The 21,961-nt window shown below is 74.2% G+C and carries 17 protein-coding genes; 7 read left to right on the top strand and 10 right to left on the bottom strand.

Going from position 1 to position 21,961, the window contains the following annotated elements:
- Positions 1-25 precede the first annotated feature (25 nt).
- Complete coding sequence (locus ACLQ22_RS18815; protein ID WP_425693460.1) at positions 26-1,537, bottom strand: deoxyguanosinetriphosphate triphosphohydrolase family protein; 1,512 nt, start codon at positions 1,535-1,537, stop codon at positions 26-28.
- Between the two features lie 135 nt (positions 1,538-1,672).
- Here ACLQ22_RS18815 and ACLQ22_RS18810 point away from each other — a divergent pair, with 135 nt between their 5' ends.
- Positions 1,673-4,189 carry a Tex family protein gene (locus tag ACLQ22_RS18810; protein WP_425693459.1) on the top strand — a complete coding sequence of 839 codons (2,517 nt, stop codon included), beginning with the start codon at positions 1,673-1,675 and terminating at the stop codon, positions 4,187-4,189.
- A gap of 454 nt (positions 4,190-4,643) precedes the next feature.
- Positions 4,644-5,078, top strand: a complete 435-nt coding sequence (locus tag ACLQ22_RS18805; protein ID WP_425693458.1) for a hypothetical protein — start codon at positions 4,644-4,646, stop codon at positions 5,076-5,078.
- Positions 5,079-5,156: 78 nt separating this feature from the next.
- Here the strand turns inward: ACLQ22_RS18805 and ACLQ22_RS18800 are convergent, their stop codons facing one another.
- Positions 5,157-6,116: a DUF389 domain-containing protein gene (locus tag ACLQ22_RS18800; RefSeq protein WP_425693457.1), complete on the bottom strand. Its 960-nt coding sequence runs from the start codon at positions 6,114-6,116 to the stop codon at positions 5,157-5,159.
- A gap of 224 nt (positions 6,117-6,340) precedes the next feature.
- Between ACLQ22_RS18800 and ACLQ22_RS18795 the strand changes: the two genes are divergently transcribed.
- From ACLQ22_RS18795 to ACLQ22_RS18780, 4 genes are all read left to right on the top strand, one after another.
- The gene (locus ACLQ22_RS18795; RefSeq protein ID WP_425693456.1) at positions 6,341-7,036 is read left to right on the top strand and encodes a sugar transferase; all 696 of its coding nucleotides are present in this window, start codon (positions 6,341-6,343) and stop codon (positions 7,034-7,036) included.
- The gene (locus tag ACLQ22_RS18790; RefSeq protein ID WP_425693455.1) at positions 7,033-8,181 is read left to right on the top strand and encodes a DegT/DnrJ/EryC1/StrS family aminotransferase; all 1,149 of its coding nucleotides are present in this window, start codon (positions 7,033-7,035) and stop codon (positions 8,179-8,181) included. The genes ACLQ22_RS18795 and ACLQ22_RS18790 overlap by 4 nt, the downstream gene beginning before the upstream one ends.
- Positions 8,178-8,822: an acetyltransferase gene (locus tag ACLQ22_RS18785; protein WP_425693454.1), complete on the top strand. Its 645-nt coding sequence runs from the start codon at positions 8,178-8,180 to the stop codon at positions 8,820-8,822. Before ACLQ22_RS18790 ends, ACLQ22_RS18785 begins: the two co-directional genes overlap by 4 nt.
- Before the next feature lie 149 nt (positions 8,823-8,971).
- Positions 8,972-10,843, top strand: coding sequence for a polysaccharide biosynthesis protein (locus ACLQ22_RS18780; RefSeq protein WP_425693453.1), 1,872 nt, complete (start codon positions 8,972-8,974; stop codon positions 10,841-10,843).
- 61 nt (positions 10,844-10,904) lie between these two features.
- Here ACLQ22_RS18780 and wecB read toward each other — a convergent pair whose 3' ends face one another.
- Genes wecB through ACLQ22_RS18760 form a run of 4 tightly spaced genes read right to left on the bottom strand, consistent with a single transcriptional unit; the run spans position 10,905 to position 15,422 of the window.
- The gene (wecB, locus tag ACLQ22_RS18775; protein WP_425693452.1) at positions 10,905-12,029 is read right to left on the bottom strand and encodes a non-hydrolyzing UDP-N-acetylglucosamine 2-epimerase; all 1,125 of its coding nucleotides are present in this window, start codon (positions 12,027-12,029) and stop codon (positions 10,905-10,907) included.
- A complete protein-coding gene (locus ACLQ22_RS18770) occupies positions 12,026-13,264 on the bottom strand; it encodes a glycosyltransferase family 4 protein (protein ID WP_425693451.1) in 1,239 nt (412 codons plus the stop codon). Before ACLQ22_RS18770 ends, wecB begins: the two co-directional genes overlap by 4 nt.
- A complete protein-coding gene (locus tag ACLQ22_RS18765) occupies positions 13,261-14,388 on the bottom strand; it encodes an NAD-dependent epimerase/dehydratase family protein (protein ID WP_425693450.1) in 1,128 nt (375 codons plus the stop codon). Before ACLQ22_RS18765 ends, ACLQ22_RS18770 begins: the two co-directional genes overlap by 4 nt.
- Positions 14,382-15,422, bottom strand: a complete 1,041-nt coding sequence (locus ACLQ22_RS18760) for an SDR family NAD(P)-dependent oxidoreductase (protein ID WP_425693449.1) — start codon at positions 15,420-15,422, stop codon at positions 14,382-14,384. The genes ACLQ22_RS18765 and ACLQ22_RS18760 overlap by 7 nt, the downstream gene beginning before the upstream one ends.
- 293 nt (positions 15,423-15,715) lie before the next feature.
- On the opposite strand from ACLQ22_RS18760, the gene ACLQ22_RS18755 reads away from it, so the two are divergent.
- Entirely contained in the window at positions 15,716-16,966 is a 1,251-nt protein-coding gene (locus ACLQ22_RS18755) for an O-antigen ligase family protein (protein WP_425693448.1), read from the top strand.
- Here ACLQ22_RS18755 and ACLQ22_RS18750 read toward each other — a convergent pair.
- From ACLQ22_RS18750 to ACLQ22_RS18735, 4 genes are read right to left on the bottom strand one after another with little or no spacing between them, the layout of a single operon-like run.
- Entirely contained in the window at positions 16,853-18,031 is a 1,179-nt protein-coding gene (locus ACLQ22_RS18750; RefSeq protein ID WP_425693447.1) for a glycosyltransferase family 4 protein, read from the bottom strand. The two genes, ACLQ22_RS18755 and ACLQ22_RS18750, sit on opposite strands and share 114 nt — an antisense overlap.
- The gene (locus ACLQ22_RS18745) at positions 18,009-19,226 is read right to left on the bottom strand and encodes a glycosyltransferase (protein ID WP_425693446.1); all 1,218 of its coding nucleotides are present in this window, start codon (positions 19,224-19,226) and stop codon (positions 18,009-18,011) included. Before ACLQ22_RS18745 ends, ACLQ22_RS18750 begins: the two co-directional genes overlap by 23 nt.
- Positions 19,223-20,554: a glycosyltransferase family protein gene (locus ACLQ22_RS18740; protein ID WP_425693445.1), complete on the bottom strand. Its 1,332-nt coding sequence runs from the start codon at positions 20,552-20,554 to the stop codon at positions 19,223-19,225. Before ACLQ22_RS18740 ends, ACLQ22_RS18745 begins: the two co-directional genes overlap by 4 nt.
- Entirely contained in the window at positions 20,551-21,948 is a 1,398-nt protein-coding gene (locus tag ACLQ22_RS18735) for a lipopolysaccharide biosynthesis protein (protein WP_425693444.1), read from the bottom strand. Before ACLQ22_RS18735 ends, ACLQ22_RS18740 begins: the two co-directional genes overlap by 4 nt.
- Positions 21,949-21,961: the final 13 nt, after the last annotated feature.

Below are 21,961 nucleotides of genomic sequence, written 5' to 3'. Positions count from 1 at the left end.
GGCCCTCCCGTCGCCTGACGGGCCCTCAGAGGACGAAGGCGTCGGTCCAGAGCGCCCCGGAGCGGCCCGACAGGGCGTCCAGCATGGCGACCGCCTGACCGTCGGTGAGCTGGGCGACGAAGTCGACGATCGCCCGCCCGCGGGCCTTGCCGATCCGGTCCGGCGTACGCGGGTGCAGCTCCGCCTCGGCCAGCTCCACCAGGTCGTGCAGGCGGCGCGGCAGCCGGGACTCCTCCTCGGGGTCGAGCAGCCACTCCAGCAGCGCCTCCACCAGGGTGCCCAGCAGCCGGGCCTGCCCGCGCTGGTGCAGGGCCAGGTCCGGCCGGGCCAGCACGAACCGGTGGTGGACGAACTTGAGCACCTGCACCTCGTGCCACTGCGCCGGGGCGAGCAGCACGTGGCCGGAGCGGACCGCCGGCTGCTCGACCACGGTGATCGCGTCGACGAAGCGGGTCGTCCACCGGGCGGAGAACCGGGCCACGTACTGCTCCGCCTCGATGGAGCCGTCGAAGGGCATGGCGAGCAGACCCTCCACCAGTTCCTCGCGGACGTGCTCGACGGCGGCGGCGAACGCCTCGTCGTCGGCGATCCAGGCGTCCTTGCGGTGCAGTTGCCGGCGCAGCCGCTCGATCGCCGAGCCGGGCCGGCGGGCGGCGGCGGCCAGGGCCGCGTCGGTGATGGCCCGGAAGTGCCCGCTCTCGCGCTGCCAGGCCATCAGCTCGGCGGCCACCGCGCCCTGCTGGAGCACCCCGACCCGGTAGAAGTCCTCCACGTCGTGGATCGCGTACGCGACGTCGTCGGCCGTGTCCATCACCGACGCCTCGGCGGTCTGCTGCCAGTCCGGGATCCGGCCCACGAACGGCTCCCGGGCCTGCCGCAGGTCGTCGACCTCGGTCCGGTACGCCCCGAACTTCGACGAGCCGCTGCCGGGGTCGTCCGGCGGCGGGGTGGCGCCGCGCGGCGGCGGGTCCATCAGCCGGGGGTGCGGGTCGGGATGGTCCAGCCGCGTCCACGGGTACTTCAGCAGCGCCGCCCGCACCGCCGCCGTGAGGTCCAGGCCGGTGGTCGCCGCGCCGCGGATCTCGGTGCTGGTGACGATGCGGTACGACTGGGCGTTGCCCTCGAAGCCGTCGGTCAGCCCGAGCCGCTGCCGGGCCAGCCGGTCCAGCACCCGCTCCCCCAGGTGCCCGAACGGCGGGTGGCCGAGGTCGTGCGCGAGCGCGGCGGCCTCCACCACGTCCGGGTCGCAGCCGCCCAGCTTCTCCAGCAGGTCGCGGTGCCGGCCGTCGGCGGTCAGCCGCTCGGCGATGGCTCGCGCCACCTGCGCCACCTTGAGGCTGTGGGTCAGCCGGTTGTGCACGAGCAGACCGGAGCCGCCGGGGCTGACCACCTGGGTCACGCCGTTGAGCCGGGCGAAGAACGGCGAGGCCACGATGCGGTCGCGGTCGGCCCGGAACGGGCTGGCGGCGAGGTCGCCGAGCGCCCGGGCGCTGCCGCCGAAGAGCCGCCGGGCGCGCGGGTCCACGGGAGGTTCCATGATCGCCACGCTAGCGCAGCGCGGGCCGGAGCGCCGACGGGTCGCCGCCGGCTCGCCGGGCCGGGGGCGGCGACGGCCGTCGGTCCGGGCCGGCACAATGCACAGCGGAACCCACACCGAAGGCGGATCGAGATCGTGACCCTCTCTGTTCATCAGCGGATCGCCGAGGAACTCGGCGTCGCCGAGCGTCAGGTACGGGCGGCCGTGGAGCTGCTCGACGGCGGCGCGACCGTGCCGTTCATCGCCCGCTACCGCAAGGAGGCCACCGGCCTGCTCGACGACACCCAGCTGCGCACCCTGGAGGAGCGGCTGCGCTACCTGCGCGAGCTGGACGAGCGACGCGCGGCGGTGCTGGAGTCGATCCGTGGTCAGGGCAAGCTCGACGAGGCCCTGGAAGCACAGATCATGGCGGCCGACTCGAAGTCCCGCCTGGAGGACATCTACCTGCCGTACAAGCCCAAGCGCCGGACCCGGGCGCAGATCGCCCGCGAGGCCGGGCTGGAGCCGCTCGCCGAGTCGCTGCTGACCGACCCGGGCCAGGACCCGCGCCAGAGCGCCGCCGGCTACGTCGACGCGGAGAAGGGCGTGGCCGATGCCGCCGCCGCCCTGGAGGGCGCCCGCGCGATCCTCATCGAGCGCTTCGCCGAGGACGCCGACCTGATCGGCACGCTGCGCGAGCAGATGTGGTCGCGGGGCCGGCTGGTCTCGCGGGTACGCGACGGGCAGGAGGCGGCCGGCGCGAAGTTCGCCGACTACTTCGACTTCGCCGAGCCGTACCCGAAGCTGCCCTCGCACCGGATCCTGGCCATGTTCCGGGGCGAGAAGGAGGGCGTGCTCGACCTGACCATGGAGCCCGAGGAGGCCGGCGAGGCCGACGCGGTGCCGACCGGGCCGAGCCGCTACGAGGCGGCGATCGCCGGGCGGTTCGGCATCACCGACAAGGGCCGGCCGGCGGACCGGTGGCTGGCCGACACGGTGCGCTGGGCCTGGCGCACCCGGATCCTCATCCACCTCGGGGCGGACCTGCGGATGCGCCTGTGGCAGGCGGCCGAGGAGGAGGCGGTACGGGTCTTCGCCACCAACCTGCGGGACCTGCTGCTCGCCGCCCCGGCGGGCAGCCGGCCCACGATGGGGCTGGACCCGGGCCTACGTACCGGCGTGAAGGTCGCCGTGGTGGACGCCACCGGCAAGGTGGTCGCCACCGACACGATCTACCCGCACGAGCCGCGCCGGCAGTGGGACGCCTCGATCGAGACCCTCGCCCGGCTGGCCGGGGCGCACGGCGTCGAGCTCGTCGCCATCGGCAACGGCACCGCCAGCCGGGAGACCGACAAGCTCGCCGGCGAGCTGATCAAGCGGTACCCGCAGCTCAACCTGACCAAGGTGGTGGTCTCCGAGGCCGGCGCGTCGGTCTACTCCGCCTCCGCGTACGCCTCCCAGGAGCTGCCCGGGCTGGACGTCTCGCTGCGCGGCGCGGTCTCCATCGCCCGCCGGCTGCAGGACCCGCTCGCCGAGCTGGTCAAGATCGACCCGCGCTCGATCGGGGTCGGCCAGTACCAGCACGACCTGTCGGAGGTGAAGCTCTCCCGGTCGCTGGACGCGGTGGTCGAGGACTGCGTCAACGGGGTCGGCGTCGACGTCAACACCGCCTCCGCGCCGCTGCTGACCCGGGTCTCGGGCATCGGCGCCGGGCTGGCGGAGAACATCGTGCTGCACCGCGACGCGAACGGTCCGTTCCGCACCCGATCGGAGCTGAAGAAGGTCGCCCGGCTCGGGCCGAAGGCCTTCGAGCAGTGCGCGGGCTTCCTGCGCATCCCCGGCGGCGACGACCCGCTGGACTCCTCCAGCGTGCACCCGGAGGCGTACCCGGTGGTCCGTCGGATCCTGTCCAGCACCGGGCAGGACCTGCGGTCGCTGATCGGCAGGAGCGCCATCCTGCGAGGGCTGCGGGCCACCGACTTCGTCGACGACACCTTCGGCCTGCCCACCGTCACCGACATCCTCGCCGAGCTGGAGAAGCCGGGCCGTGACCCGCGGCCGGAGTTCCGCACCGCCACCTTCGTCGAGGGGGTGGAGAAGATCGGCGACCTGGTGCCCGGCATGGTGCTGGAGGGCGTGGTGACCAACGTGGCCGCGTTCGGCGCGTTCGTGGACGTCGGCGTGCACCAGGACGGGCTGGTGCACGTCTCGGCGATGTCCCGGACGTTCGTGAAGGACCCGCGCGAGGTGGTCAAGTCCGGCGACGTGGTCCGGGTCAAGGTGCTCGACGTCGACGTGCCCCGCAAGCGGATCTCGCTCACCCTCCGGCTGGAGGACGACGCGGAGGCGGGCGCCGGGCGCGGCGGCCCGGACGGCGGACGCCGCGAACGTGGCGGGCAGGGCGGACCGCGCGGCGACCGGGGCGCCTCCCGGGGCGGTCAGGGCGGCCAGCCCGGCCAGGGCGGCGGACGCGGTGACCGGGGCGCCCAGGGCGCTCAGGGCGGCGGACGCGGCGGTCAGGGTGGCGGCGGACGCGGCGGTCAGGGCGGGCAGGCTGGTCAGTCCGGGCAGGGCGGGCGGGGCGGGGCGCAACGGCAGGGCCGTGGCGGAGCGGGGCCCGCGCCGGCGAACGACGCCATGGCGGACGCGCTGCGCCGGGCCGGACTCGCCTGACGCGGTCGCTCCGTGCCGGCGGGCTCACGCTCGGCGACGCTCCCGCCCGCCCCGCGTGATCGGGTGGGAGCCACCGTTCGCCGGCGGGCCGGAGGGGCGCACGGCGAAGCCCGGCCGCCGGGTTCCGGGCCACCCGGCCGGAGCGGCACGGGACGCACGCACGACGCTGTCGAGCTGATGTCGTAGACGATTCGGACGACGATTCAGGCAACTCGCCTGATGTCGCAAACGACTCAGCTCGACAGCGTCGTGCGAACCTCCCTGGCTGCCCGGCGCGAACGAGCCGGGCCGGCGGTGCCCAGGACGATCACGACGTCGGCGGCCGGCGCGGCCCGCCGACCGGCTCACCGGCCACCAGCGCCCGGCGGTGCGCGCTTGTCGACCGACCGGACCAGCCTGGGTGGCTCGCGCTGGTGCTTTCCGGTGGCGGACGGCGGGGCGTACCGTCGCGGTCGTGGATGTGGGCGACGGCCTGGAGTGGCGGGAGCGGCAGCGGCGGGCGGTGCGGGCGCACGCGGCGGCCGACGAGCGCCGGCGGGCGGCCGAGCACGCGGAGGCGGCGGAGCTGGTCGCCTGGTTCGTCGCCGAGGCGACCCGGCGCGGGCTGCCCACGGAACGGCTCACGGCCCGGGGGCTCGACGGGCGCGGGAGCTACCGGACGAGGCTGCGCGGCTGGTACGTCGACCGGGCCCGCACCCGGGCCGTCGACGTCGACGGCCGCTTCCACCTGCTGACCGTGGCGGGCGGCCCGCGCGCCCTGCTGCTCGGGGCCGAGCCGCAGCCCAGCCCGCCGCCGCTCGTGGTGGGCGCGGGCGGTCGCGACGGCGAGTCGATCCCGCTGCGCACGCTGCTGGAGCGCCGGTTGGAGACGGGCGGCGCGACGCCCTGAGTGGGGCGCGGCGTTCGGAGCAGCGCGCGGGGCAGGCGCTCCGGGCTGGGCGCGCGGGGGCCAGGCGGCCCGGGCGGCTCAGCGGGTGACGCCGCCCGGCCGGCGGAGCCGGCGCCGCCGGCCCAGGTGCCTCCACCACGTCTGCTGCACCAGCAGGGTGGCCAGGCCGGCGAGCAGGATCGCGCAGAGGTTGATCACCAGTTGGAGCGCCGAGCCGGACGCCTCGTGCCAGACGCCGTAAGCCACGGCGACGGCCGCGTTCGCGGCGGCCGGCACGGTGGTCACCGAGATCAGCACGCCGACCAGGCTGCCGGACTTCTTCGAGGTCAGGGAGAGCATGCCGGCGACTCCTGCCAGCAGGCCGACCACCCAGGACAGCGCGTCGGGCCGCCAGATGAAGTCGGTCAACGGGCGTTCGGACTCCAGCATCCCGCGTTCGACCAGCCCCACCGCGTCCAGGCCCCAGGTGCTGAGAACGGTGACCACCATCGCGGCGAGGAAGCCGACCACCAGGGCCTGCACCGACCGGCCGATGACCGTCGGGTTGCGGCGCAGCAGCGCGACGCAGAGCGCCGCCAGGGGGCCGAACTCGGGGCCGACCACCATCGCGCCGACGATGAGGATCGGCTGGTCGAGCAGGACGCCGACGCCGGCGAGCATGGTGGCGACGGTGAGCAGCACGAGGTACGTGGCGGAGAGTTCGGTCTGCTCGCCGGTCTTGGCGGCGATCTCGTCCCAGACCACCGCGTCCGCCCCGCTGCCCGGCGCCTTCTCGGCCGCCCGGACGGCCGCCGCGGAGATGGACAGCTCGACGTCGTCGGCCGAGATGGCGCCGCGCTCCTCCACGCCGAGCTGCCGTAGCGCGTGCAGCACGCTGTCGGCGCTCTCCCGGACCACGTCGCAGAGGATGAGGTCGCCCGCCGGTTGACGGGCGGCGCCCGGGAGCACCGCCAGGTGGGTCACCCCGGGATCGGCGGCCAGCAGGTCCGCCACGGCGGAGGACTGGTCGCTCGGCGTGATGACCCTCAGATGCAGCACCGACTCTCCCCCGCGTCATGAACCGTCGAGCACTCTACTGCGGGCGGGCCGAGGTGCCACGTCTTCGGTGCCGGGCCGCGTCCTGACAGGCCGTTGCGCGGTTGACCTGTCGGGATCGGCGTCGAGTGTGGCGATTTCGCACCGCCGGCATGTTCATCCCTGTTAGAACGTGATTGTCGTATGGTGCCCGACTCTGCCTGGAGGTCGAAGCCTTGCCTGGTTCCGTGGACACGCCGGGAAGCCTCGCGGAGCGGCCCCGACCGGAGGCCCTCAAGCGGGCGATCGACGTGCTGGCGGCCGTGGTGCTGCTGGTACTGACCGCGCCACTGGTCCTCGTCGTGGCGGTGCTGGTGGCGGCGGGACTCGGCCGGCCGGTGCTGTTCCGGCAGCCCCGCGCGGGACGGCACGGCCGGGTGTTCGAGCTGGTCAAGTTCCGCACCATGCTCCCGCCGGATCCGCTGCGGGGACGGGTGCGCGACGGGGACCGGCTGACGCCGCTGGGGCGGTTCCTGCGCTCCACCAGCCTGGACGAGCTGCCGACGCTGTGGAACGTGCTGCGCGGCGACATGAGCCTGGTCGGTCCCCGCCCCCTGCTCACCGAGTACCTGCCGCGCTACTCCCCCACCCAGGCCCGCCGGCACGAGGTCCGGCCGGGCGTCACCGGGCTGGCCCAGGTGCGCGGCCGCAACAGCCTGGGCTGGGAGGAGAAGCTGGACCTGGACGTCTGGTACGTCGACCACCGCAGCCTGCGGCTGGACCTGTCGATCCTCGCCGCGACCGTCCGCACCGTGCTGCGGCGCGAGGGGATCTCCGCGGCGGGCTCGGCCACCGCGCCCGAGTTCCTCGGCACGCCCCCGCTGGTCCCCGCCGCACCGGGACCGGACGCCTCCCTGACCGTCCCCGCCGGAGGTCGCCGATGAGCGGGACCATCCACCTGTCCCCGCCCGACGTCGGGCCGCTGGAGGAGTCGTACGTCGTCGCGGCCCTGCGGTCCGGCTGGGTCGCGCCCGTCGGTCCGGACCTCGACGCGTTCGAGCGCGAGGTCGCCACGCGGGTGGGCACCCGCGGCGCCGTCGCCGTGAGTTCCGGCACGGCCGCGCTGCACCTGGCCCTGCTGGGGGTGGGAGTCGGGCCCGGCGACGCCGTCATCGTGCCGACGCTGACGTTCGTGGCGACCGCGAACGCGGTCCGCTACGCCGGCGCGCGGCCGGTCTTCGTGGACTGCGACCCGCACTCCGGGAACGTCGACGTGGCCCTCGTGGACGAGCTGATCCGGGCACTCGTCCTCCGGGGACAGCGCGTCGGCGCGGTCGTCCCCGTCGACCTCTTCGGCAGCTGCGCCGACCACACCGCGCTGGCCCCGGTCTGCGCGGCGGCGGGCGTACCGGTCGTCGAGGACGCCGCGGAGGCCCTCGGCGCGACCCACCACGGCCGGCCCGCCGGCTCCTTCGGGCAGGTGGGCATCCTCTCCTTCAACGGCAACAAGATCATGACCACCTCGGGCGGCGGGATGCTCGTCTCCGACGACACGGCCCTGCTGGCCCGGGCCCGGTTCCTGTCGACCCAGGCCCGCGAGCCGACGCCGCACTACGAGCACCGCGAGACGGGCTACAACTACCGGCTGAGCAACCTGCTCGCCGCGCTGGGCCGCGCCCAGCTCGTCCGGCTGGACGGGATGATCGCCCGGCGCCGGCACCTGCGCGACCAGTACGCCAAGCTCTTCGCCCCGATCCCGGGTGTGCGGCTGCTCGGTGTGGAGGACCCCGGCTCCAACTGCTGGCTGACCACCATCGCGGTCGACCCGGAGCGGGCCGGCTGGCGGGCCGCCGACCTGGCCGCCCACCTGGCCGGGCGGGACATCGAGACCCGCCCGGTCTGGAAGCCGATGCACCTGCAACCGGCGTACGCCGACGCCGAGTGCCTCGTCACCGGGGTGGCCGAGCGGCTGTTCGCCGACGGGCTGGCCCTGCCCAGCGGCAGCGCGCTGAACGAGCGGCAGGTCGGCCTCGTCCTCGCCGCCGTCGACGAGTTCCTGGCAGCCCGTACGGGAGCGTCGACGGCGTGACGATCCCGCTGGTGGTCGTCGGCTGCGGCGGGCACGGCCGGGAGGTCCTCACGATCGCCCAAGCGATGGACGCCGCCGCCGGCCGGCCGCGCTGGCGCCTGCTCGGGTTCGTCGACGACCGGCCCTCCGAGGAGAACCTGAAGCGGGTGCAGCGGCTCGACGTGCCCTACCTCGGCGGCGTCGCCTGGCTGCGTGACGCGCCGCAGGACGCGCACCACGTCATCGGCATCGGCGACCCGCGCGTCCGGCGGGCGGTCGCCGCCCGGGTCGACGCGTACGGCACGCCGGCGGCGAGCCTCGTGCATCCGGCGGCGACGATCGGGCCGGACACGGTGCACGGACCGGGCTTCGTCGCCTTCGCCGGGGCCCGGGTCACCACCAACGTCACGCTCGGCCGGCACGTGCACCTCAACCAGAACGCCACGGTCGGGCACGACTGCGCGCTCGCCGACTTCGTGTCGGTCAACCCGCTGGCCGCCGTCTCCGGCGACTGCCACCTGGCGGAGGGGGTGCTCGTCGGCACGACGGCGGCCGTGTTGCAGGGCCTGCGGGTGGGCCGGGACAGCACCGTCGGTGCGGGCGCCTGCGTCGTCCGCGACGTGCCGGACGGCGTCGTCGTCAAGGGCGTGCCCGCCCGTTGAACCGACGGGCCATCGGCTCGACGGACGAAAATTCGGTCATCAAACCTGAAAAGCTCCAAACATCACTCTCGGGCATGTATCAACTTAAAGAGCCCAAAGCTCCTTCCGCCCTGCGGCGGAAGCGGTCGGAGACGGACAGGGGAGCACAGATGCCGCCGGAAACAGAGACCACCCGACTCGGTGAGCAGGGGTCGCACCGGGCCAGGGCCCGCCGCCGCACCATCGGATTCCTCGCCACCGACAGCACCGCCTGGGTCGGCGGGTTCGTCGCGGCGGTCTGGTTCCGTTACGAACTCGACCTGGCATCCGGCCAGCTCGCGCGCGCCGCCACCTGCGGCGTCCTCGCCGCGGTCGTGCACGTGGCCGTCGCGGCGGTCCGCCGGATCTACTCCGGACGCCACCCGCTGGGCAGCCTCCAGGAGGTGCAGGGCGTCGCGGGCACGGCGGCCACCACCGCCGCGATCATGCTGATCGGGCTGCTGCCGGCCGGCGTACGACCGGTGCCGGCGAGCACGCCGCTGGTCGGCGGCGCCCTGGCGCTGCTGTTCATGCTGACCGCCCGGTTCACCTACCGGCACCGTCGCGACCTCGCCATGCGCCCCGACGCCCGATCCTCCAACCCGGTGCTGCTGTTCGGGCTCGGCGACGCCGGGCAGGGCCTGCTCCGGGCCATGCTCGGCGACCCGCGCGGACGCTACCGGCCCGTGGGCGCCCTCGACGACGACCCCGACAAGCGGGACCTGCGCATCGGCGGCGTACGCGTGCTCGGTGGGCGTCAGGACGTGGCGGCGGCCGTCCGGCGCACCGGCGCGACGACCGTGATCTTCTCCGTCGCCAACGCCGACGCCGCGCTGATCCGGCAGATCCGCGAGGCCACCCTCCGGACCGGGGCGATGTTCAAGGTGCTGCCGCCGGTACGGGACCTCGTCGACCACCGGATCACCGTCACCGACGTCCGCGACGTGCAGATCGACGACCTGCTCGGCCGCCGGCAGGTGGTCGCCGACATGGCGCTGAGCGGCGACGGACTCAGCGGCCGGCGGATCCTGGTGACCGGCGCCGGCGGCTCCATCGGTTCGGAGCTGTGCCGGCAGCTGATGAAGACGGACCCGGGCGAGCTGATGATGCTCGACCGCGACGAGTCGGCCCTGCACAGCCTCCAGATGTCGCTGACCGGCCGTGCCATGCTGGACGGTCCCGAGCTGATCCTCGCCGACCTGCGCGACGACGAGGGCATCCGGCGGATCCTGCGGGAGCGCCGGCCGGACGTCATCTTCCACGCCGCCGCGCTCAAGCACCTCACGCTGCTGGAGCGGCACCCCGGCGAGGCGGTGAAGACGAACGTCTGGGGCACCCTCTCCGTGCTCGACGCGTGCCGCGACGTGGCCCGCTTCGTCAACATCTCCACCGACAAGGCCGCCGACCCGATCAGCGTCCTCGGCTACTCGAAGCGGATCACCGAGCGGCTGACCGCGCACGCCTCCTCCCGCTTCCCCGGCACCTTCCTCAGCGTCCGCTTTGGCAACGTGCTGAGCAGCCGCGGGTCGGTCGTGACCGCGTTCCAGCGGCAGATCGAGCTGGGCCACCCGCTCACCGTCACCCACCCGGAGGTGAGCCGCTACCTGATGACGGTGCAGGAGGCGGTGCACCTGGTGTTGCAGGCCGCCGAGATCGGCCGCGACGGGGAGGCCCTGGTGCTGGACATGGGCGAGCCTGTCCGCATCGCCGACCTGGCCCGGCAGTTGGCCGAGCAGGCGGACAGCAGTGTGCCGATCGTCTACACCGGACTGCGCCCCGGCGAGAAGCTGCACGAGGACCTGTTCGGCACCGGCGAGACCGACGCCCGCCCGCTGCACCCGCTGGTGTCGCACGTGGCGGTGCCCGCCCTGGATCCGATGGAGGTCAGCGGCCTCGACCCGTACGACGATCCGGAGAAGGTGGTCGCGCAGCTCGCCGTGCTCTGCGACCACCCGGTCGGGCCGGTCCCCCGCGCCTCCGTGCAGGTGCCGTTGTCCCGCTGACCCGCCACACGGTGAGGGCCGGCGACCGGAGCTTCCGGTCGCCGGCCCTCGTGGTTCCGGGTCAGCGGCGGATGCCCGCCCAGTCGTGGTGCCGGCGGACGGTGGAGAGGATGAAGTCGACCACGCGGCGGGAGGTGTCCGGGACCCGGTAGTCGACGGGGCACGGCACCCCCTGGGCGGCGACCTGGGCCACGGTGACCTCGACCGCCTCCACGACGCCCTGCGGGTCGAGCCCGGTCATGATGATGCCGCCGGCGTCCAGCGCCTCGGGGCGCTCGATCGACTCGCGCAGCGTCACGGCGGGGAAGCCGAGGATCGCGGCCTCCTCGCTGATCGTGCCGCTGTCGGAGAGCGTGCAGAAGGCCCTGGTCTGCAGGTGCACGTAGTCGAAGAGGCCGAACGGCTCGTGGAACGCGATGCGGTCGAGGGCGGTCGTGTCCGGCGCCAACGCCTCCAGCCGCTTGCGGGTACGCGGGTGCGTGGAGACCAGCACCGGGTGCCCCCACCGGTCGCGGACGGCCCTGAGGCAGTCGAGCAGGCGCTGGAGGCGGTCCGGCTGGTCCACGTTCTCCTCGCGGTGCGCGCTGACCACGAAGTACCGGCCGGGTGCGAGGTCGAGCTGGCGCAGGACGCCCGAGGCGGCGACGTCGGCCCGGTAGTGCTCCAGCACCTCCCGCATGGGCGAGCCGGTGTGCAGGATCCGACGCGGGTGCAGCCCTTCGGCGAGCAGGTTGCGCCGGGCGTGCTCGGTGTAGACCAGGTTGAAGTCGGCGACGTGGTCGACCAGCCGCCGGTTGGTCTCCTCGGGGACGTTGAGGTCGAAGCAGCGGTTGCCGGCCTCCATGTGGTAGACCGGCACCCGCATCCGTCGGGCCATCAGCGCGGCGATGCAGCTGTTGGTGTCGCCGAGCACGAGCAGCGCGTCGGGCCGGGTCTCGGCGATCGCCGCCTCCATGCCGACCAGCACGCCGCCCAGCACCCGGCCGAGCGACGAGGTGTCCACCCGCAGGAAGCGGTCCGGTTCGCGCAGCCGCAACTCCTTGAAGAAGACGTCGGAGAGCGTGCTGTCCCAGTTCTGTCCGGTGTGCACCAGCAGGTGGTCCACCGTGTCGTCGAGCCGGGCGATCACCCGGGACAGTCGGATGATCTCGGGTCGGGTGCCGACCACCGTCATGATCCGGGTCATGCCCGTCCTCTCTCTGCTGCCAGCTTGGTCATGATGTCCTCGAACTGGTCCACGCCCACCCGTAGCGACATGCGCTCCTGGTAGACCCGTCGGGCCCGCTGGCCCAGTTCCGCCCGGACCGCCGCGGACTCGGCCGCCGCGACGGAGAAGCGCGCGGCGAGCGCACGCCAGTCCCCCGGCGGGGAGACCAGGCCGACCCCGGCCGAACGGACCAGGGCCGCGGCGTCACCGCCCACGGACGCGATCACCGGCGTGCCGCAGGCCAGCGCGGCCTGCAGCTTCGACGGGATGCTGCCGCGCAGCGCGGGCAGGTCCCGCAGGCAGACCAGCTGCCAGTCGGCGGCGGCGTACAGCGCGGCCATCCGTTCGGCGGGCTGCCGGCCGACGAACCGCACGTTGTCGGCGCCGAGGTCCGCGGCGAGCCGGCGCGCAGCCTGCTCGCCGGCACCCGAGCCCACCAGCACCAGGTCGATCCGGTCGCGCACGGCGGCCGCCGCCCGGATCGCGGTCTCGATCCCCTGCAACAGGCCGATGTTGCCGGCGAACATCACCGTGCAGCGCCCGCGGTGACCGAGCGCCGCGCGGGCCTCGTCGGTGGCCGGCACCGGCCGGAACAGCGCGTCGTCGGTCCAGTTCCACACCACCCGGACCCGGTCGGGGTCCGCGCCGCGGGCCACGACCAGGTCGGCCATCGCCGGCGAGATCACCACGACGGCGCCGGCCAGGCGGTACGTCGCGCGCATCAGCGCGGCGACGCCGCGCTCCAGGGCCCGGCCCGCCCGGCCCGCGGGAGCCATGCCCGAGCCGAGCACCGACTCCGGCCACAGGTCCTGGACGTGCAGCACGATCGGCGTACGCCGGGCCAGGCGGGCCAGCGCCGCCGCGGCGGCGGAGGTGGGTGGCGGGTGGTAGACGTAGGTGACGTCGACGCCCGCGAACCAGCGGACGCCGCCCAGCGCGCTGCTGGCCCCGAAGGACAGGTGGCTCAGCGCGCGCCGGGCGGCGGACGTGTCGTGGCTGGGGTAGGCGGGCACGCGCCGGACGGCGACCGGCCCGTCGGTCTCGGTGTGCCTCCAGCGCTGCCGCCAGCCGGGGAAGGTCCGGCCGTGCGGATAGCTCGGGAAGGTGGTCAGCACCCGCACGTCGTGGCCGCGCCCGGCCAGTTGCCGCGCCAGGTTGCCCGGGATGAACACCCCTTCGGGCGGGTACCACTGGCTGACCAGGCCGATCCTCACGCGACGGCCACGGCGTGCTCCGGCCGGCCCGTCTCCACCGGCTCGGGCCAGGTGTCCGGCCGTCCCGGGTCGAACAGCTCGTTCGTCCAGAACATGGTGACCAGGTCGTCGGCGCCGGTGTTGACCAGCTTGTGCGCCCACATGGTGGGCATGTCCACCAGCACCGGCTCGTCGCCGGAGACCGGGAACCGCACCACCGCGGTGTCGCCGACCCGGCGCAGGCTGATCTCCGCCGAGCCCCGCAGCACGACGAAGCGTTCCACCTTGGCCAGGTGGAAGTGCTCGCCGCGGGTGACGCCGGGCCGGGTGGTGGAGCAGAAGGTCTGGCCGCCTCCCCCGTGCGCCCTGACCGTCTCGACCAGCTCGCCCCGGGCGTCCGCCCGGCGGGGCAGCGCCAGCGGGTAGTGCGCCGGGAAGCAGTGCGAGCGGTACGTGTTGAACAGCCGCACGTCGTGCCGGTCCGCCAGGGCCGGCAGCTCGCCCGTCCGGTAGGTGGCCGCGACGTCGGCGAGCCGGTCGGCGAGGGCCCGTACGCCGGTCCGCAGCACCGGCATGGCCGGGTCCCACGAGCCACCGGCCGGTACGCCGACGAGCCGGGCCGCCGCGTCGGTGACGTGCACCAGGCTCAGCTCGCGGTCGCCGTGCACCTCCGGCTGCCCGCCCTCGGCGAGCAGCCGGCAGAACGTCGCGACCGCGGAGTTGTAGTACGGCCGGCCGTGCTCGCCGTACAGGTTGGGCAGCAGGACGTCGTCGACGGGCAGGCCCGTGTCGGCCAGGATGCCGGCGGCGGCGGCCTTGGCGTCGCCGTAGGGCGTGCCGTTGCCGGCCTGCACCGAGTTGGCGAAGACCACCGTGGCGGGCGGGGTCGGGCAGTGCTTGAGGCCCTGCGCGAGCTGGGCGGCGAGCTGCACGTTGCCGGCGGCGACGTCGGCCGGCTCGCCCCGGTTGACCCCGGCCAGGTGCAGCACCCGGTCGACGCCGTCGACCTTCGCCGCGACCCGCTCCGGGTCGGTCAGGTCGGCCCGGGTGACGACGACGGGCTCCGGCCAGTCGAGGACGCGCAGCAGCACCCGCACGTGCCAGCCGAGGAAGCCGCCGGCGCCGGTGACCGCCAGCCTCAGCACGCCAGCACCGGGTCCCGCAGGGCCAGCTCCGCGCGGACCTCCGGCAGCGTCTTCAGCAGCTCGACGATCTCCGGTACGCCCAGCCGCGGCGCGTTGGCGGAGTTGAAGTCCTCCCGCGGCCCCTGGCCCAGCTCGCCCTCGGAGACGTAGAGCGCGTAGTTGAGGTCGCGGGCGTCCAGCGGCACCCGGAGGAAGTCGCCGAAGTCGTCCGCCTGGGCGAGTTCCTCCCGGCTGGCCAGCGTCTCGTCCTGCTTCTCGCCGTGCCGTACGCCGATCACGTCCAGCTTCGCGGGCACGTCGAAGAGTTCGCAGACCGCCTCGGCCAGGTCGCCGACGGTGCAGGCGACGGCCTTGCGGATGAAGATGTCGCCGGGCCGGGCGTGCTGGAAGGCGTGCTCGACCAGCTCCACCGAGTCGGCCAGCGACATCAGGAAGCGCGTCATCCCCGGGTCCGTCACCGTGGGCGCCCGGCCCGCCTTGATCTGCTCGATGAACAGCGGGATCACCGAGCCGCGGGAGTACATGACGTTGCCGTACCGGACGCAGGAGACCGTGGTCGCGCTGTTCGGGTTGTTCCGGGCGTGCGCCTGGGCGACCTTCTCCATCATGGCCTTGCTCATCCCCATCGCGTTGACGGGGTAGACGGCCTTGTCGGTGCTCAGCACGACCACGGAGCCGACGCCGTTGCGCTCCGCCGCCTCGACGACGTTGGCGCTGCCCAGGACGTTGGTCCGCACCGCCTCCAGCGGGAAGAACTCGCACGAGGGCACCTGCTTGAGCGCCGCCGCGTGGAAGATGTAGTCGATCCCCCGGCTGGCCCGCAGCACCGAGTCGTAGTCACGCACGTCCCCGACGTGGTAGCGCACCCGGTCGTCGCCGAGCTGCCGGCGCATGTCGTCCTGCTTGGCCTCGTCGCGGCTGAGCACCCGGACCTCGCCGACGCCGCGGTCGAGGAGGCGGCGCACCATCGTCTTGCCGAAGGAACCCGTGCCGCCGGTGATGAGTACCCGCTGGCCGTTGGAATTTGTGGTCACTCCCGCTCCCATGTCGGTTCGACGTGCCCCGCCCCCGTACGCCCGGCGGGTTCGTTGTGAGGAACGACCACTCCCGTACCGGAGAAACGCCTTTCATCCGACAATCACTACGAATGCCCGCTTAATCAAGAAAGAGATGGGAGACTGGCGACCGCAGCGGATATGCCGCCTGGTCACCGAATCCGAAGGGCTACAGCGTGGGAGACGTACCTCCAGGCCTCCTGTCCGGATCCGCCCGCCCGCTCGGCACGCACCGGCGACGGGCCCCTCGGCGCTACGCCACGCTGGCCAGCGTGGCGATCCTCAGCGGCGTCGCCTTTCTGGCCTGCTGGTCGGTGGATCAGACCTATCTGGCTCCTGCTCTGCTGGTCGCCGTCGCCCTCAGTGGTCGCTTTCCCCGGCCCGGGCTGGTCGACGTGCTCGCCCTGCTGCTCGGCGTGTGGGTGGTCGCCAGCCTCGGGTGGACGGTCGACACCGCGGCGACCCGCAGCGCCGTCTACCTGTACGGCACCTGCGTGCTGCTGCTGGTCGCGGTGCGGCACATCGTGACCACCGCCCGGGACCTGCTCGCGGTCGGTGGCGCGTTCCTCGCCGGGTGTCTCGTCCGGACGTACGAGCTGATCCGTGACCCCTCCGTCAGCGGCGACCTGGGCCGGGCGGGAGCCTTCGACCTCAGCGTCCGGTACGGCATCGAGGGATTCAACATCAACCTGACCGCCTACACGATGGTCGCCGGGATCCTGCTGGCGGTGCTGCTGGGCACCGTCGGTGGGCTGCCCCGCGCGGCACGCCTCGTGCTCTACGCGATCGTGGCGCTGCTGAGCTACGCGGTGCTGCTCAGCGGCACGCGGGGCGCCCTGGCCGCGCTGCTGCTCGGGGCCGCCTACCTGCTGTGCAGCCGGGCGACTCCCCGGGCGTGCTGGCTGGTGGCGGCGGTGGTCGTCCCGGCGGTCCTGCTCCTGGTACCGCTCGGCATGGGCGAGGTGACGCTGCTGCGGCTCGACGGCCTCGTCGCCGACCGCGCGACCGGTGACCTCGCCGGCCGGATGCTGGTCTGGCCCGAGGCCGTCGCCGTCTGGGGGCAGTCCCCGCTCGCCGGGATCGGGGCGGGCGCGTTCATGGCGGTCAGCTCATGGGGAATCGGCGCCCACAGTCTCCTCCTCACCCTCGGCGCCGACCTCGGGCTCGTGGGCGTGCTGTGCTACGCAGCCGTCCTGGCCGCCGCCGTGCGGCCCGTCGGGCGCGCCTCCCGGCTCGGCGCGCGGCTGGCCGGGCTGTTCCTGGTGATGTTCCTGCCGATCTGGCTCACCGGCCACTGGGAGGCCGCCCTGGCCGCCTGGCTACCGCTGGCGTTGTTCTCGCTCGTGCCCGCCCTCGCGGTCGACCGGCCACAGGGCACCGGCGGCCGGCACCACCGCAGGGCCCGCCGGTCAGGACCCGACGGGGTGCTTTCCCCGCGCGGCGGCCGGCGATCGGCGGTCGTGCCGGGGGGAAGCGGCGACCCGACGCCACAGGTCGGTGTGCTGGCGCAGCACGCTCTGTAGCCCGTAGAGCCGGTGCACCCGGTCCCGGGCCCGGTCGGCCAGCTCGGCACGGCGCACCGGGTCGGTCATCAGCTCCCGCAGCGCCGCGGCGAGGCCGGTGGGGTCCGAGGGCGCGACGACCACCCCGCTGTCGTCGCCGAGGATCTCGGCGGTCGCCCCCACGTCGGTGGCGACGACCGGGCAGCCGAGCGCCATCGCCTCGACCACCACGTTGGGGAACCCCTCGGTGTGGCTGGGCAGGACGAACAGGTCGCAGCGGGCCATCATGGCGAGGGCGTCCGTGTGCGGCAGCTCGCCCAGGAAGGACACCGACGCCGGCGGCTGGTGCTGCTCGGTCACCGATCGCAGGTAGGCCGGGTCGGCGGGGCCGACGAAGAGCAGCCGCCAGCCCGGCTGCGCGGCCGTCCGCCACGCGGCCAGCAGGTCCTCGACCCCCTTGGCGCGCAGGAACCAGCCGACGAACAGCACCGTGCGTTCCGCCGGCGCGGGGTCCCGGTGTGGCGCCGGGAGCCGGTCGAGGTCCACTCCGTTCGGCATCCGCCGCACCCACACCGTCGGGAGCTGGTTGCGGACGGTGGCCTCGGACGCCTCGTCGAGGACCAGAACGGCCGTCGCCAGCCGCATTGCCGGGGCCATCAACCGCCACTCCCGGCTGCCGCGCCCCGCGATCTCGGGAATCCGCCCGAAGTGCAGGTGGTAGATGGCCGGTCGCCGGTACACCCGGGTGATGAGCAGTAACGCCAGGTCCCGGAGGACGCCGGGGCCACCGGACGAGTGCAGGTGCACGACGTCGGTCCGGCCTGCGGCCAGGACGCGGCGCAGTGTCACGGCGCCGGCCGTGAGCTGGCGTACGCCCGCGGTCAGGCGCCGACCCCGCCCGAGGTCGTGCACGCCGCGCCACTGCTGGGCGATGTCGACCACCTCGATACGGACCGCCGGGTCGTCGCGGAACCGATTGACCAGCATCGCCACCCCGCGGGCGATGCCTCCCATCGGTGGCGGCAGCGGCCCCACCACGCACACCCGCATCCGCTCCGGCATCTCAGTGTCCCCGGTGTCCGGCACCCGTTACCTCCTGCACAGAATCGAGTAGCCGCGCCAGCGGCTGTGCGTACGCCCGGACGTCGAAGGAGTCCAGCGCCTGCTCCCGGGCGGCCTTGCGCATGAGCAGCCGTTCCTCGGCGGTCAACCGCACCGCCCGGTGCAGCATCGCCGTCAGCGCGGCCACGGAGTGGTCGGCGCAGACCAGGGCGTTGACGCCGTCCTCCAGGTAGCGGCCCAGGTCGCTGGTCAGGTTGCAGATCACCGGGGTGCCGTTCGCCATCGACTCGCAGACCTTCGTCGGGAAGCCGGCGTTGGCGTAGCGCGCCGGCGGCCGGAGCAGGACGCTGAAGTCGGCCTCGCGCAGCAGCTGCGGCACCGTCCACTGCGGCACGCGGCCGATCACCTCCACCATCTCCGGCGGGTCGCCGCCGAGCAGGTCCCGCAGCTGTTGGCGGGACGGCCCCACCACCCGTAGCCGCAGCCGCGCACCGGAGCGCGCCACCGCCTCGACCGCCTCGACGACGGTGCCGAGCAGGTCCTTGCGACCGGGGGTGCCGGCGTAGACCAGCGTGAGCCCGTCCCGCCCGGTGGCCGGGGCCTCCGGCGCGCCCGCCAACTGCCGCACGTCGAGGGTCGGTGGCACCCGCACCACCGGGCAGCCCCGCTGCCGGAAGTGCTCCTCGAGCAGGGTGCTGATGGCGATGACGCCCGAGCAGCGCGGATAGTGGTGACGCAGGGCGCGCTTCGCCGACAGGTGCAGGGGGCCCAGCGCTCCGCCGACCAGTTGCCGAGGGCTGTACCACTCGACCACGTCGACCACCAGCGGAACCCCGTGGCGCCGGCACCACCGGCGCAGGTGGACCATGTACGGCGTCCCGCCGCCGTAGACCACGACATGTGACGGTCGGGTCGGTTGCGCCGCCAGCCAGGCGACGGTCCGCGCCCCCCAGCGGAGGAGCACCTGGGTCGCCCTGGCCGCCGGGCTCGCCCCGGCGGGCGGCAACTCGCCCACCCCGACGTGGGATATCGTGCCCGGGCCCGCCACGGCGTCGACCGGTCGAGGCTCGGCCGGGGTGTGCTCCCCGCCGACCACCACCACGTGCCGGCCGGCCAGGGCCAGCGATTGGGCGATCCCGTCGACCCGCCGGGAGCAGGCCTCGCCCCACGGGTAGCGGAACGGCCCCACGTACGCCACCCATCCGGATGGATCCGTCATAGCATCGTCCTCTCCGGCACCGGGCCGGGTACGGCGGAGACTTCTGCCAGGCGGGCGGCGAATGCCCGGGCCACCTGGCCCTTGCTGTGGTGCTGCCGCGCCCAGTCGTGCCCGGCACGGGCCAGCCGACCGCGCAGCGCGGCGTCCCGGCAGAGCCGTTCGAGGGCGTGCCGCAGCTGTCCCTGGTCGTCGACGCCCACCACCACCGCGGCCCCGGCGGCGTCGAGGTGCCGCATGGAGGCGAGCTCCCCCGGGCCGTGGGCCAGGACAGGCCGCCCGGCGGCCAGGTACTGGGGGATCTTCGTGGAGAGCGAGAAACGGGTGTAGCGCCGCAGCTCCGCCCGGAACGACTCCACGTGCACCAGGACGTCGGCCTCGGCCAACGCGCGGGTGACCTCCGCGCCGCGCAGGGACGCCCCGAAGTGGACCTGCGGGCAGTCGGCGAACCGGTCCCGGTAGCGGGCCAGGTCCGCCTCGGGCGCGTGCACCGTCAACCGCGGTCGAGGCAGCTCCCCGGGCAGTTCGCCGAGGGCGAGGCCGACCTGACGCAGCGCGGCCCACCGGTCGAGGTGCAGGCCCCCCACGTAGCTCAGGCGCAGCGCCCCGGGCCGCGCCGAGGCGTCCACCGGGTCGGCGAAGGCGCTCTCGTCGACGCAGTTGGCGAACGCCGCGAACGGCCGGTCGTACCGCCGCTCGTACTCCCTGGCCATCTCGTCGCTGATGCACAGGCCGCTGACGCAGCGTCGCATGACCCGGTCCAGGTGGCGCCGGACCGAGCGCCGCCCGTAGCCGAGCAGCTCGCCGGAGGCGTAGAGGGTCGCCGGCCAGTCGTCCATGAAGTGGGGCACCAGGGGCGCGCCACTGCACTCGGCCAGCCGGTCGGCCAGCCGCATGATCCGTACGCTGCCCAGCATCGAGTAGACCACGTCCGGGCGGAACGCCCGGACCCACTCGACCAGCGGGCCGGCGACCCGCAGCGGGCTCAGGTCGGCCAGGGCCCGCAGTTCGGCGTGCAGCCGGGCCGACGAGGGTGCCCCCGCCGACACCGGTACCGCCCCGATCGCCGCGTCGCCCCGCCCCCACGGCGAGCCGCCACGGCTGAGCAACCGCCGTCCGTGGTGGTCGATCGGGCTGCTGCGCGGGTCGACGCGGTGAAACCGGGAGCAGACCTCGGTGGAGGGTTCCGCGGCGGCGGTGTAGACCTGCGCGAGCCGGTCCCGGGGCCACCCCTCGAAGAGGTTGGCCAGGGTGACGCCGCTGCCCGTGGCGGCCCGGAAGGGTTCCGCCCCGACGACGAGGACGCGGGGCCGGTCCCTCTGCCCGTTCATGCCGTCACCCGCTGCCCGTGCGCCGCCGGTCGGGCCCGGGCCAGCACCTGGCGGTAGCCCAGCAGCGCCGCCGGGACGACCGTCACCAGCCCGACAGCCGCACCCAGCCACGGCACCGCGGCCATCCCCAGCGCCCCGGCGCCCCACCCTTTCAGCGGCACCGCCAGGACGAGGTACGCCGTCCAGCCGACGAGCTGCGGGCGGACCACCCCGGCGGCGTTCTGCACCATGAACCAGGGCGAGGCCACCGCGAGCACCATCCACCAGGCACCGAGGCCGGCGAGCAGCCACCGGTCCGGTGCCTGCGCCATCCCCATCAGCGTGGCCAGCGGCTCCCCACCGACGAGCGCCACCACGACGGTCGGCAACCCGACGGCTGCCGCCGCGATGAGGGTCATCCGGCCGGTGAGGCGACGGACCCAGTCCACCCGTCCGTGGGCCAGCGCCTCACCGTACGCCGGCCACAACGCCGTGGTCATCATCGACATGAGCAGTCCCAACTGGGCGAACAGGCGGGCGGCCACGGCGAACACGGCCACCTCGGCCAGGCCGCGGGTCTGGGCGACGATCAGGGGGTCGGTGTTGGTCGCGACCGTCAGCACGGCCGTGAGCAGCAGAAACATCCCGCCCAGCCGGAGCAACGCCCGGGCGGCGGATGCCTCCACGTACCGCAGTGACGGGGCCAGCTCGGGCATCCGTCGGGTGTACAGCCACAGGCTGTTCACCAGGTTGCCCAGCAGCGGGCCGCTCACCGCGGCGGCCACCAGGGGCACCGGCCCGGCGTCGAGGGCCACGGCGACCAGGGTCAGCGGGAGGCAGAGCAGGGACCCGGCCAGCTGCCACGAGTTGGCGCGGGCGACCTGCTGGACGCCGTACTGCACCCGGACGACCAGCGACATCGGCACGTTGAGGATGAAGACGGTCAGGCAGACCAGCGTCATGGCCCGGGCCGTCGGCACCAGCTCGGAGCCGGGCAGGTTGAACACGGCTGCCCACGGGATGGCGAGCGCCCCGATCCAGAGGGCAGCGCAGGCCGCGACCGCCGCGCCGGCCAGGGTCAGGTAGGCGGTGGAGACGTAGCGTCTGGCCTGCACGGTGTCGCCCCGGGCATGGGCGTCCGCCAGCTTGGTCATCAGCCCGTTGCCCAGGCCGAGGTCGGCGAAGGCCGCCATCGCGGTGAGTGCCGTCACCGCCTGCCACAGGCCGAACAGCTCCACGCCGAGATACCGCTGGGTGAGCGGGAGCAGCAGCAGCGGCACGACGGCCCCGACCGCCCGGCTGCCCACCGTCGTCGCGATGCCGGCCACCAGCCTCCGGTCGCGGCCCCGGTCGGCCACCGCCGGATCGACCAGCGGGGCTCGGGCGTCGACCGACTCCGTGACGGCGGGATGCATCGTGGTTGGCCGC

It is taken from the genome of Micromonospora sp. DT178 (assembly GCF_049841695.1).
Classification (GTDB): Bacteria; Actinomycetota; Actinomycetes; order Mycobacteriales; family Micromonosporaceae; genus Micromonospora.
This window is presented reverse-complemented; position numbering and strand designations above follow the sequence as displayed.

What these genes read in the sequence shown, in the direction of transcription:
- ACLQ22_RS18815 (WP_425693460.1), bottom strand. Translation starts at nt 1,537, where the DNA reads ATGGAACCTCCCGTGGACCCGCGCGCCCGGCGGCTCTTCGGCGGCAGC.
- ACLQ22_RS18790 (WP_425693455.1), top strand. Translation starts at nt 7,033, where the DNA reads ATGAGCGGGACCATCCACCTGTCCCCGCCCGACGTCGGGCCGCTGGAG.
- ACLQ22_RS18780 (WP_425693453.1), top strand. Translation starts at nt 8,972, where the DNA reads ATGCCGCCGGAAACAGAGACCACCCGACTCGGTGAGCAGGGGTCGCAC.
- wecB (WP_425693452.1), bottom strand. Translation starts at nt 12,029, where the DNA reads ATGACCCGGATCATGACGGTGGTCGGCACCCGACCCGAGATCATCCGA.
- ACLQ22_RS18745 (WP_425693446.1), bottom strand. Translation starts at nt 19,226, where the DNA reads ATGACGGATCCATCCGGATGGGTGGCGTACGTGGGGCCGTTCCGCTAC.
- ACLQ22_RS18740 (WP_425693445.1), bottom strand. Translation starts at nt 20,554, where the DNA reads ATGAACGGGCAGAGGGACCGGCCCCGCGTCCTCGTCGTCGGGGCGGAA.
- ACLQ22_RS18735 (WP_425693444.1), bottom strand. Translation starts at nt 21,948, where the DNA reads ATGCATCCCGCCGTCACGGAGTCGGTCGACGCCCGAGCCCCGCTGGTC.